This window comes from Citrobacter sp. Igbk 17 (genome assembly GCF_028069775.1).
Lineage (GTDB): Bacteria > Pseudomonadota > Gammaproteobacteria > Enterobacterales > Enterobacteriaceae > Citrobacter.
On record NZ_JANEWI010000068.1, the window covers coordinates 1 to 3,850 of the forward strand.

General features: G+C 33.5%; 5 protein-coding genes. All 5 read left to right on the top strand.

Going from position 1 to position 3,850, the window contains the following annotated elements:
* On the top strand, nucleotides 1–413 hold a 413-nt coding region (locus tag NNO08_RS22690; protein WP_271457592.1), incomplete at its 5' end, for an ABC transporter permease.
* Nucleotides 403–1,611 (top strand): ABC transporter ATP-binding protein, encoded by a 1,209-nt coding sequence (locus NNO08_RS22695; RefSeq protein ID WP_271457593.1) that lies wholly within the window; start codon nucleotides 403–405, stop codon nucleotides 1,609–1,611. The genes NNO08_RS22690 and NNO08_RS22695, both read left to right, overlap by 11 nt.
* A 7-nt stretch (nucleotides 1,612–1,618) precedes the next feature.
* Nucleotides 1,619–2,413 carry a methyltransferase domain-containing protein gene (locus NNO08_RS22700; protein WP_271457594.1) on the top strand — a complete coding sequence of 265 codons (795 nt, stop codon included), beginning with the start codon at nucleotides 1,619–1,621 and terminating at the stop codon, nucleotides 2,411–2,413.
* A gap of 9 nt (nucleotides 2,414–2,422) precedes the next feature.
* The gene (locus NNO08_RS22705; protein WP_271457595.1) at nucleotides 2,423–2,839 is read left to right on the top strand and encodes a hypothetical protein; all 417 of its coding nucleotides are present in this window, start codon (nucleotides 2,423–2,425) and stop codon (nucleotides 2,837–2,839) included.
* A gap of 1 nt (nucleotide 2,840) precedes the next feature.
* The coding region (locus tag NNO08_RS22710) for a glycosyltransferase family 4 protein (protein ID WP_271457596.1) at nucleotides 2,841–3,850 on the top strand (1,010 nt) is incomplete at its 3' end.

Sequence of the window (3,850 nt, forward strand, 5' to 3'; positions counted from 1 at the left end):
CATTATATATTGTATTTTTAATTGTTACTGGGAATTTTCCTGGGTTTATTATATTTTATGTAATCCCATTGCTGGTATTGCAAATTATATTTGCCTTTGGTCTGGGTCTGACTCTAGGTGTGTTAAATGTATTTTTCCGTGATGTGGGGCAGTTCATGGGAATATTGTTGCAGTTTTGGTTTTGGTTCACGCCTGTAATCTATTTGATTTCAATTATACCAGAGTGGGCGCGAAAATGGTTATATTTAAATCCAATGACAGGTTTAATAACAGGATATCAAAATATTTTTGTTTACCATACAGCTCCTGATTGGTCGGGGTTGATAATAGTAACGATATTAGCAGTAGGATTTAGTATTATTGGCTATTATCTTTATCATAAACATTCAGGTGAAATGGTTGATGAGCTCTAAAACTATTATTACTGTTGATCATATCAGCAAAACATATAAAAGTTATACAAATAAGAAACACCGGTTGCTAGAATGGCTTGCTTTGGGTAAGCGAAAATATCACCGTGAAATAAATATTCTATCAGATATCTCATTTGATGTTAGCGAAGGAGAATCAGTTGGTATCCTTGGCATGAACGGTGCTGGGAAAAGTACGCTTTTAAAGATTATAACAGGTACAACAAAACCAACTCACGGCCATGTGAATGTAAGTGGTCGGGTGGCAGCTTTACTTGAACTTGGGATGGGCTTTCACCCTGATTTCACGGGTAAAGATAATGTTTATATGTCAGGACAGTTAATGGGTCTAAGCACCGTCCAGATTGAAGAAATGATGCCAGAAATTGAAGCGTTTGCTGAAATAGGTGATTATATTGATCAACCAGTAAGAACTTATTCATCTGGTATGCAGATCAGATTAGCATTCGCTGTTGCAACAGCAGTTCGTCCCGAGTTACTTATTGTCGATGAGGCTTTATCGGTAGGGGATGCATATTTTCAGGCAAAATGTTTCAATCGAATTAGGAATTTCAAGAAAAAAGGTACGACTTTGCTAATCGTATCTCATGATCAGGCTGCAATTGCTAATATTTGTTCTCGGGCAATATTATTAGATAAAGGTAGCATTGTTGCTGATGGTAAACCAGCTGATATAATGAACTTATATAATGCAAAATTATCTAAGACAGCTGAGAAAAATGAGATAAAAGTAAAAGATGGTAAATCTGAGTCAGGAAATAAAAAAGCAATAATTGATGGGTTTTACATTGAAAAAGAAGATGGTACTAAAACTGACCTGGTTGAGGTTTCAGAATCATGTTCGCTATGTTTTGCAATAACAAATTTTTCCGTATCAAAAGGTTTGACTTTGGGATTTCATATTAGAGATCGTCTAGGTAATATAATATTTGGAACAAATACATTAGCTCATGATATAGATCTGACTAACATTGGATCAAAATTAGTTAGATTCAAATTGGATATGAATATAGGTATCGGAGAATATAGCATCTCAGCAGCTCTTCACAAAGAAAGAGACCATTATGAAGAGTGTTTCCATTGGTTGGATGGGCTAGGTACCTTCAACGTGATCGCACCAGGCAAGATATTTGTTGGTAGTGCATGGCTGAAAAATGAATGTTCGGTCGATACTAAGTGAGGCCAAAATGTTTAATTTTATTAGAGAAGTAAAAATTCGATTAAATAGCGTTGCTGAATCTATCTTTAACTTAGAACGTTCTGTTCTGGGCAAAATGAGTGATAGTGAAGCTAAAATTGAAGAGATAAAGGTCCTACATGAATCGCTTAACTCAAAAATCGAGAAAACCGATGATATTGTTAGAGCAGTTCAAGGGCGTATTGAATTTGTCCGAGAAGAATTATTGTTTGAAATGCGAGCAAAAGACAATTCATTCAAGGATAGAGCTGAACGAAAGATAGAAACAAAGGTTTTATCTGATAAAAAATTCAGCGAAGATGGTATACGTAAGATAAATATTGGTTGTGGGCATATTCAACCAGTAGGGTATATTAATGTTGATGCTAGAGAACTTCCAGGTATAGATGTAATTTGTGATGCAAGTGAATTGCCTTTTGAGGATGGCTGCTTGGATGAAATTTTTTCGTCGCATCTTATCGAGCATTTTACTGAATTTGAGTTAATGAGGAAAATTCTGCCACACTGGAAATCGAAATTAAAAGTAGGTGGAAATCTTAGAATTGTGATGCCAGATGCCGTCAGTATGATAAATGATTATGTTCATGGGAATATGTCTTTTGATGATCTGAAAAAGGTGACTTTTGGTGCTCAAGATTACGAAGGTGATTTTCACTATAATATGTTTTCGATAGAGTCATTGACAGAACTTCTAATTAAATCTGGTTTTCATGATGTTGAGATAGTTGAGAGTAACAGGAAGAATGGTCTTTGCCGTGAAATGGAAGCTTTAGCAAGAAAATAGAGAAATAAAATGAATGATACCAAAATTAATGATATTAATGATAAGCTTATCACTTCCATTTATACCGCAAGAAGCGATAGGTTGTTGTTCGAAAAAGATATTGTAAATAAATTGCCTGATGATTATAAATTTCTGTTCAAATATAAAAATTTTGATATTAACCAATTGATTAGTTTAAGTGAGGGTGATTATAAGCAAGTATTAACGATTCTAATTACAAAACAAACGCCAGAATCTGTTAAAGGAGGATGGTTTATTAATCGATTTGTTGATAGACCATATTTTTATATATTAATATTATCAGTTCATCCTGAGTCAAAAGTTAAAGTTAACGGTATCGCAAAATATACCGCAGTCAAAATGCTTCGGAAGAATAGATATTTATTTGATATTGCTAGAAAAATCTATAACAGAATGAGAGGCTGAGGTGTATAGTCATTTTAAAGGGCGGTTTATTCAAGTTATTGAATCTCTGGATATGTATGATGCTTGCTCTAATCATGTCGTTCACATAGATGAATATGTGAGAAAAAAAATTGGAATACAAACAGAGATTTATGTCAAACACGTTCATCCTGACCGCAAGCATCTGGTTAAATATATTGACCATTTAGACTCATCAGATGAAGATATTGTTTTTTTTCACTTTTCTGCATTTTCTGAATATTGTGCAGAAAAAGTTACTACAGCACCTGGGTTGAAAGTTCTTCATTATCATAATATAACGCCTCACTATTTCTTTGAGAAAAATACCTTCCTTTATAATTTGTGTAAGAAAGGACGTAATCAGTTAAAGGATATAGTCAATCATTTTAGCTTTATTACGGGTGACAGTAATTACAACCTAGAAGAAATCATTGCCTTAGGGTTTGAAAAAAGTAAGACGCAAAAACTGCCAATAATAATAAATGAGATATCTAATATAGGCACAGGCAACATTGCTAACATTGATTCAGATAACATTATCTTCGTTGGACGTATTTGTGAAAATAAATGTCAACATAAGTTGATTGAATTCTACAATGATTATATCAAAAATAATGAAATTGGAAGGTTATATCTTGTTGGCAAGTATGATACCTCTTCATCGTATTATAAAAAAATTATTAACCTTATCCGTGAATTAAAGATTGAAGATAAGGTTATTCTTACTGGCCCTGTGTCAGAAATACAGTTGTATGAGTATTATAGCAAATCAAAATGTTTTATTTCATTTAGTGAACATGAAGGTTTTGGTGTGCCACTACTTGAGGCTGCACAACATGGTATTCCAGTGTTGGCATTCAATGAGGCCGCAGTATCAGAAACATTAGAATGTTCTCCGGGAGTTTTCAGTTCAGTAGACGAATTATATAAGATGGTTGATAAAGTGTTTACTGAAAATGATTTCAGGAAAAAAATTATTGACCATCAAGAGAATGTACTAAAAAATAATAG

Excerpts from the sequence above, each read along its gene's own strand:
- NNO08_RS22705 (WP_271457595.1), top strand. The coding sequence starts at position 2,423 with ATGAATGATACCAAAATTAATGATATTAATGATAAGCTTATCACTTCC.
- NNO08_RS22695 (WP_271457593.1), top strand. The coding sequence starts at position 403 with ATGAGCTCTAAAACTATTATTACTGTTGATCATATCAGCAAAACATAT.
- NNO08_RS22700 (WP_271457594.1), top strand. The coding sequence starts at position 1,619 with ATGTTTAATTTTATTAGAGAAGTAAAAATTCGATTAAATAGCGTTGCT.